Source organism: Methanolobus sp. (assembly GCF_030682845.1).
Taxonomy (GTDB): domain Archaea; phylum Halobacteriota; class Methanosarcinia; order Methanosarcinales; family Methanosarcinaceae; genus Methanolobus.
On sequence record NZ_JAUXNK010000017.1, the window covers coordinates 1 to 7,435 of the forward strand.

Annotated in this window: 5 protein-coding genes; all 5 read right to left on the reverse strand. The window is 46.0% G+C overall.

The features are described from left to right. Nucleotides 1–152 precede the first annotated feature (152 nt). The gene (locus Q8J68_RS01765; RefSeq protein ID WP_305309845.1) at nucleotides 153–1,775 is read right to left on the reverse strand and encodes a methylamine methyltransferase corrinoid protein reductive activase; all 1,623 of its coding nucleotides are present in this window, start codon (nucleotides 1,773–1,775) and stop codon (nucleotides 153–155) included. Nucleotides 1,776–1,789: 14 nt separating this feature from the next. After that, complete coding sequence (locus tag Q8J68_RS01770; protein WP_305309846.1) at nucleotides 1,790–2,914, reverse strand: uroporphyrinogen decarboxylase family protein; 1,125 nt, start codon at nucleotides 2,912–2,914, stop codon at nucleotides 1,790–1,792. A 31-nt stretch (nucleotides 2,915–2,945) separates the two neighbouring features. Further along, nucleotides 2,946–4,553 (reverse strand): TCP-1/cpn60 chaperonin family protein, encoded by a 1,608-nt coding sequence (locus tag Q8J68_RS01775; RefSeq protein ID WP_305309847.1) that lies wholly within the window; start codon nucleotides 4,551–4,553, stop codon nucleotides 2,946–2,948. Then, entirely contained in the window at nucleotides 4,550–6,484 is a 1,935-nt protein-coding gene (locus tag Q8J68_RS01780) for a hydantoinase/oxoprolinase family protein (RefSeq protein ID WP_305309848.1), read from the reverse strand. The genes Q8J68_RS01775 and Q8J68_RS01780 overlap by 4 nt, the downstream gene beginning before the upstream one ends. Nucleotides 6,485–6,624: 140 nt before the next feature. Continuing rightward, a partial coding sequence (locus tag Q8J68_RS01785) for a uroporphyrinogen decarboxylase family protein (RefSeq protein ID WP_305309849.1) occupies nucleotides 6,625–7,435 on the reverse strand: 811 nt, incomplete at its 5' end.

A 7,435-nucleotide genomic window follows, 5' to 3' on the forward strand; every position in this document is an offset into this window, starting at 1 on the left:
ATTGTCCTTTCTGTAACCTTATTCTGGACAGAGACCACAACGCTGCTGCCAATATACTCAGACTGGGGCTACAGTCTGTAGCACAAAATGCTTAGATGCTCTCCACTTCAGTGGAGAGAGTAGTCACAATCTGAATAACTATAAATCAGGAATCATGACAATATCCTGATATCCCTGTAGTTTATAGCTTTTACAGGACACACGTTCACACATCTTTTACAGGCGGTTCCAAGACACTTTTGCGTGCTGTACATCACAACCAATGCCCCGTCTTTTTCCATATTCGAGATAGCTTTTTCAGGGCATTCGATCTCACACTGGTGGCACATGATACAGCCAACGGCCTCCTCTTCAACCATAACGCCAATGTCGTCTACTATCCTGATATTTTGGTCTTTGGCATCCAGGGCATCATCCAAAGTGCATTTTACCATTTGAGGCTCAGCAGATACTGAAGGCAGAAGAGGGAGCTTATAGATTTTCAGGAAGCGGTTATAGGATTCCATGTCCATGCCTTCTGTCCAGAAAGATAGTTCGCACGTGTAGAACTTTTTAAAAGTAGCACTTGTGGCCATCATCAGATGATCGACCTTAATCTTATTTGCAAGATCTATCACCTCAGCAAGCTTTGAGTCATCTGTTAATATATCCCTGGCAAGAGAAAGCGAAGTATTCCCAAACTGAACTATCCTTCTGGAATACTTCGGGCAGGAGCCTACATACATAGCTTTCCATGGATCCACATAAGTTCCTGATGCGCCTGTCATGTATGTGTTCTCAAGTTCTTCGTAAGCAAGCCCGGCTTCTATTATAAGTGTCAGTTGTGCTGCCCTTATAGCACCAATAGCCTTGCCGGCTTCTTTGATATCATTCTCAGAGATACATATCCCTTCACTCAGCATCAATTTACCGTACTTCAGCCTTGGTGGCCTCACAATGAGCCCTGTCTGCATTGCAAGCGCCAGAGAAGCGATCAGACCAGTGCCTGTTATACCTACAGGCTCCAGGACTGCCCTTTCTATTATATCACCACTACATGGATCGACCAGATGGGATGGCCGGCTGGTCATGCTCTCATCAAGGACGGTAAGTCTCCAGTACTTTCCTTCCAGATTTACATCTGAGATAGCACCGGGGCCTGCAAGCATGCCACAACTTACTCCCTGCCCTTCGATAGCCGGACCTGCAGCAGCGCTTCCTGTAATGATCCTGTTCCCTACTTTGATTGCCATCTCAGCATTGGTCCCATAGTCAGTAACAAGAGTGGGAGCCGTCTGTTCAAGGAAATCAGTTTTCATCATCATTGCAAGTGCATCGGCACCGACTTCATGCTGGACTGCCGGAGGAACGATAACATCGCATACCCCCAGCCCGATCCGGTTCTTGAGAATACCGCTCGCCGGGAATATCCGTGCCTGGCGTTCTATATTTTCGATACCCAGCCTTTTTTGCATGTTCTTGCCCGCATAGGCAAGATCCCTTATCTCAGAGTTCTGAAAAAGTGACAACTGTATAGGATTGCCGCACACTGCGATTTTGCTTATCTGCAGAGGATCAACATTGAAAGTGTTTATTAGTTTACATACGGTATCGATCATTATCTCATGCGCGATGTCCTCTCCCACAGTGATTGCAAAATCGAGATGGTCTGTGATATTGGCTCCCGGAAGAGGATGTTTTGTTGTCATTGAGGTCTTAATTATTTGCTTGGTTCCAAGATCTATAAGCTGCGCCCTGAAACCGCTTGTTCCCAGGTCCATTGCTATTCCGTACATCTGATTACCTCCTTTCAAAAACAAGACCTCATTGCTTCCCAGAGCACTTCCATCTCTTCAGGAGGTGTGTTCAGCGGAATCTCGCAGCCAGTGGACAGGATAAACCCTCTATCAGGAGCCGCAGCCATACAGCTTTTAACTTCAGATGCGATGTCTTTCATCATCCCTGAAGTGAATATATAAGGATTGATATTACCCATCAGGCATACATCCGAATCATGGAAGTTCTGGAAATCCATGAAACAATATCTCTGGCTGCATCCAATGCTTTTATGGTTATGGAGTTTCTCACACTCAACTCCGTAGTTCTTTCCGAGCGCTTTTACATTTCCGAATGCAAAGTTCAGAGCATCAGGCTCCAGAGCCAGTTCCAGTTCATGGAATGCATGGGATGCGCAGTTATGGGATATTACATATCCTCCGCGGTCCTGGATATGAGAATAGAGCTCTTTTGTGTAGCGAGAACCGAACTCCTTTGCCATTCCCAGGCTGAAAAGGTCTGAAGCGCTGCCTCCGTTCTCTGCAAAAACCCCGTCAGCTCCTGCATCAAGCATCCTGTCTGCAAAAATGATACAACTCTCAGTAAGCACTTCCAGTAATGCATGGAGATTACTGCTGTCCTTTATCATCTCAATGCACAGCCTGCTCCCGTCCATCACCTGGGTAGCAAGCATGAGAGGAGTAAGTGAGGCGCAGCTGATGAAAACTTCATCACCGAGTTCTTTTTTCAGCAGGGAGATGGATTCCTCAATGGTCCTCACCCTTTCTGAACGTTCCATATCCCGAGGGTTAATCTTTTCATATTCCCTGGCAGATTTTAAAGGGTGTTCAGCTATTGAAGGGTAGTAATCAGTCTTAACGTTGATCTTTGCTCCAAGGGCTTCCGCCTCCACGAGCAGGCATCCCCAGGGAGACATGACATTATCATGGTGATACATCTCCCTTGCCAATATCTGTGCTCTTGCAATACCCTTTGCGGAATAGTAAACATCATTTATCGTTGCGTTCATGCGGTCAAGCACAGCATCGCCTGCACCAAACCACAGATAACCCAGTGGTATCCTGTCCACCTCTTTCATTTCAAGAGCGTTGATAAAGCGCTCTCTTGAGGTCATTTCCTCAGACGCTTGCTTTGACACTTCCTCATCCTCCACCTGATATTATCCAAAACTATTTTTTCAATAGTATCTTATCGATTCGCAGTACGCCGTTCACAGCCTCGGTTGCCGCAATAACAGCTAGTTTTTTCATACTTGAAGAGTCGTAGACAGGAGGACTGTTCTCGACAACCTTTCGTGAACTATCTATCCTGCAGTCCACACCCCGGTTATAGTAGTCGCGCATCTTTACCATTGCATCCGTTTCATTAAGTCCCGCATTTCGTGAGAGTATCCGGGGAATCTCCTCAAGAGCATCCGCATATGCAATTATGGCAAGCTGCTCTTTTCCCACTACCGTGGATGCGTACCGCCTGAGCATTTGCGCGAGCACGAACTCGATGTCCCCTCCTCCATTGACTACAAGAGGATTCTTCAGCAGGAAAGCAGCATTGTTAAGAGCATCATCGACTGCCTCCTCAACCTTTTCAAGAGCATATCTGAATGGCTCCCATATCAGGATAGAGGATATCGGCTGTTCACTGGCAGAGAGGAACAGGAAGTATTCATCACATTTCTTCTCAACATTCACCTCGTCGGCAAAACCAAGGTCTTCGGGCAGAATGTCATCCTTAATGGAAATGATACTGGCACCTGTTACTTTTGATACCATTTCCAGGTCCTTCATCTTCAGCTTATTGAAAAGAAGGATGCCTTGCTTTGCGAGTGAATCCTCGACTGATCCGTCAACGCTTCCTTCACAAAGAACCACATCAGCTCCTGAATCAATTATCTTTTTTGCAAGACTTTTCACCGTTCTTTCCTGTTCATTGCGCAGGAGCATGGAGTTGTCAAAGCCATCGATTCTTATGTTATGCTGGGAATTAATGATCTTGCTCTCAAATTTCACATTATAGTTAATTATAAGGACCCGCGCGTCTTTGAAATGACGAGGCATGTCATCTCTTGCGGGTGTTTCATCAAGAACAATACCCGAAAAACATTCCATCGATGGACCGCCTACCTTTTTGATAACCTTTACGTACTCGTTAAGATCAATGCGGGCATCATCATCCAGACCTTTGAGCTTTGTAAGTGTTTTCAACACAAGTTCTGTTATCATCCGGGACTGCCGGAGCCCTACACCTTTGCTCAGGCTGGCATTCTCTATTACAGAATGCAGTTCCTCCTCAGAAACTGCCTGTATGCTCTCATATTCAAGAATCTCATAAGCTTTGTTCAGGGCTAGCTGATATCCCTTTATAATGGTCGTCGGATGCAATCCATAGCCTGCAAGTCTGGCGGCATTCTCAATAAGTGATGCAGCAAGGATGACTGCTGTCTTTGTACCGTCACCGCATGCCCTGTCCATAGACCTTGCAAGCTCTTTCAGGGATGTGACCACCGGATGCAGCACGTCTATCTCTTCAATGATGGTCTTTCCGTCACTGGTCATGTAAATATCATCCGTGGGACTGATTATTATCTTATTCAGCCCGCATGGTCCGAAAGAGGAGGCAAAGAGGTCCTTGATGTCCCTGGAAGCCTGTTCCATGTGATGCAGCAGTTCATCCTCTTCCACATCACCTGTTATTCCAATACGGTTGCGCACACTCTGGCGCAGAGAAGCCATACTGTCCAGTTCATGCATGCCTCCCGGTTGTGCCATCATGGTGCTCATGCAGTCCTCCTGGGACTGCCCACAGCAATACCTACAAGCTTTGTTTCAAGCGGAAGCGTGCCCATGCTTCCAATATCGCTCTTTTGAAGCTCGAAATTGACATTATCCATACTTAGCCCGTAACCTTTCATGTATTCTGTAACAGATTCCTCTACGTGTGCAACTGCATGGTCTACAGCACCCTGGTGATTGTCAAAGATATGTCTTCCCTTATCCGAAAAGAGAGCATAACTTGAGCTACCTGCCGAAGAAGGCCTGATAAGCATTTCTGTCCTGTATATAACATCACCTACAAGTGCTCCCACTGCATTACCGACCTCATAGTGATCCGGAATCCGTATGTCACCATCCATGATTTGGCCCAGTTCCTTTTCGTAGGCTCTTACCGGAGCACCTACCATCACAATAGGGATCTTAGGTTTGAACATAATAAGATCAGAGCACTCAAGGAATTTTTTGATCTCGTCCTTCTTCACACCTGAACTGAAGTAGGAGACCAGATGCAAAGCAAGGGTCTTCTGGAATTCCTCTTTGAGTTTCAAACAGAATTCGTCCCTTCCCATTTTCAGATAACCGGCAAGTATGTCTGCGCCAATGAAAGATGCAGTTCTGTTCCATTCGTCATATTCCCCGAGGACATGCAATGCATCCGTAGGAGTAAAACCGATCTGCTGGACATATCTTTTCCTGACAAGTGACCGAAGGATATCGATAAACATCAGGGGATGCATTTTCGTCCTCTCCTCTATATCCGACAGCGAACATGGAGATTCTCCTATGACTTCCAGTACCTTTAATTCTTCATGGCCAAGTTCAGATAATTTCATACAGCAAGAGTCAATACCCTTGCTGATAAAAAATGAAGTCGGCTGCATTATATCGGTCATCATGCGGGGAGAGAATGTGTGTACTTTGGCCAGTTTATCTATAAGGCCGGGATATTCGGCTGCAGCAAGACATAAAGGTATCACTCTCTTTGGACCGATGAACATTTTTTTCTGCACCCAGACATGACTGTCCCCTCCAAGGGCGGAAGTGTCCATTTTTATAGCCTTGACCATGGTGCTCCAGCCGCCAACGACAGCTCCGGTATCATTTACTATAGGGATGCCATCACGTATCATTGCAATATCGGTGCTTGTACCGCCAATATCCAGGGCAATGCAGGTTTTAAGGCCTGTCAGATGTGCTGCGCCTACCAGACTTGCTGCAGGACCTGAAAATATAGACTCCACAGGCTTTTCAAGGGCTTCCTCTATTTTGACAAGAGAGCCATCACACTTCATCATCATCAAAGTGGAATTAATGCCCATCTTTTTCATCACAGACAATATGGATTTAATGAAATCGTCAATCACAGGTATAAGCTGAGCATTCAGAAGTGCAGTGACTGCTCTTTCATAAGCTCCGAGACTGAGGGAAAGCTCATGTCCGCAGACAACGGGCAGGTCTGTAAGCTCACGGATGTATTCTTTCACCATGATCTCATGGTCAGGGTTCCTCACACCAAAGTAAGAGGAGATAGCAAATGCTGCAACCTTATTCCGGTTCTGCAGTACAAAGTCCCTGACACCATCCAGACCTTCCAGTGAACGCAGCTCATTTCCGTCAGAATCATGTCCACCATCAATGGAAAGCACGTAGTCGGTGGGCAATTCCTTGTTTATGGAATATCCGATGAGTATGAGGCCTGCAGGATAGCCTTTACCTTCGAGGGTTGTGTTCGTTGCCAGAGTTGTAGATACGGAAGTAAAACTAACCTCTTTGAGATATTCTTCCTTCAACCCGCGAAGCGTACACTCTATACCCTTTACCAGATCGGGATAAGTTGTCAATGATTTGCAAGAATCGATGATCCTGCCCTGTGCAAGATCCATTATAACAGCGTCAGTGTATGTGCCGCCTGTATCAATACCAAGTCCCAGATTCATTATTTTTCACCTTTCCTTAATGAAGCGATAGAAGGTAGAACGGCAGAATGCCGCCTTTTCGGATATAAGCCCTAATTTATCATCGATCACCTCACTTAACTACATAAAAAAAAGATAAAATAGGACATTATGCGCCTATTTTATCCGATGATGCTTTTCTGCAGCTGCGGGCCAAGTTCCTTAACGGTGTCAACCATTGCCTTGACAGTGTTCAGTGGTCCCCCTGGTGGGATCTCACAGCCCGAAGACATCACATACTTGGACTGCATGCCGTTCTCCTTGAGCACAGGAATAACGCCCTCGATCAAAGTCTTTGTATCATCCCTGATCTTCTGGACTCCTTTGGCTGAACCATCCATGAAGTCTATCGGATTGATCTCGCCCATCATACAGCAAGTGTCACCGTACTTGGGAATCAGGTCCGCATAGTTCTGGGAACCCTTTCCTCTCTGTTTGGGATAGTATGCGTAGCTGTACAATTGTGTACCGAATTTTTTGATCTGGGTATCAAAGTGCACCGCATCGGCACAGTTGTGGATAATATATGGCTGGTTGTACTTCTTGAAGAGTGGAATCTGCTGGTCATAAACGAATTTACCATCGAACTTCCAGTAGTCCTCTTCACTCATTATGACATTATTTGACCAGAGGTTGTCTACACACAGGGCGTTGCAGGCACTTTCTTCAAAGAAGAGCTCAGATACCTGGCATATGTAGTCGGTACATTTCTGCAAAGCCTCAAGTACAACATCAGGGTGTGTTTTCATGTCCATCAGCACACGGTCTGCGCCCATGAGCTGAGTAAGAGTGAGAAGTGGCCCTTCGTGGAAACCTACAAACGGAGTGTTCAGTTCCTTGTTCAGTTTCGTTGTTGCTGCTTTTGATGCCATCACAAGCTCATATGCACGGGTTCCCTTCTTAACCTCAGGCACTTCAAGATTGTCGTAGTTC